Annotated in this window: 2 pseudogenes; both read left to right on the top strand. The window is 69.8% G+C overall.

What is annotated here, in order from left to right:
• Positions 1-440 (top strand): annotated as a pseudogene (locus D7W81_RS41370) (TonB-dependent receptor domain-containing protein); the annotation flags it as partial.
• Between the two features lies 1 nt (position 441).
• Positions 442-870: pseudogene (locus tag D7W81_RS41365) on the top strand (hypothetical protein); the annotation flags it as partial.

The following is an 870-nucleotide window of genomic DNA, read 5'->3' as shown; positions in this document are numbered from 1 at the left end:
TGCCCTTCGCCTTCGAGCAGGCACACACGCTCAACGCCGCGCTCAGCTACAAGTTCGGCAACAACTGGACCGTGGGCACGGTGGTGCACTTCAACACCGGCCGTCCGGAGACGGGGCAGATCACCTCGCAGACGCAGCGCTGGGTGACGAACCCGGACGGCTCATCCCACTGGGTGCGGCAGGATCTGGACCGCACGCGGCGGCTGGCGCCGTTCTTCCGCGTGGACGCGCGCATCGCGAAGTCGTGGGCCTACCAGGACTTCACGCTGGATGCGTCGCTGGACGTGCTCAACCTCTCCGCGCAGCAGGAGGTGGTGGCCTACGAGTACCGCCTCGAGTCCGAGTTCAGCGGCTCGGAGCCCCGGGACATCCAGCCCACCCGGGCTCCCGTCCGCATCCCCGTCATCCTTCCGCTCCTCGGCCTCAAGGCGACCTACTGACATGCGACGCGCACTCGTCACCTCCCTGGCGTTCCTGGCCTCCGCCACCACCGGCTGCGACCGTTATCCCGAGGACCCCATCTTCGCGTACGGCCGCGCGCTCCAGCGGGACGGCACGCCGTACTCCGGCGAATCGCTGAGCGTCCAGCGCAAGACCCGGGAGGACGAGGCCTTCCAGCCCTTCAGCACCGTCACCCCCGGCGCGTCCGGCGAGTTCACCCTGGAGATGCTCTACGGCGAGGCCGTCAGCGGCACGTACGCCCTGCGGGAGATGAACCGGTTCACCCTGGCGCTGCCCCTGGACGCGGACGGCAGCGGCGCCTTCGTCGCCTTCTTCTTCCAGGACGACATGGAGCTGCCCACGCTGCAGGCCTGGGACGCGCACCCGGCCGTGAGCATCGGGGAGCAGGGCCCCCGCGTGGCCTTCCCC

Origin of the sequence: Corallococcus aberystwythensis, assembly GCF_003612165.1 — a bacterium.
Taxonomy (GTDB): domain Bacteria; phylum Myxococcota; class Myxococcia; order Myxococcales; family Myxococcaceae; genus Corallococcus; species Corallococcus aberystwythensis.
The sequence above is the reverse complement of the archived record's forward strand: the minus strand, read 5'-3'. Positions and strand labels throughout refer to the sequence as shown.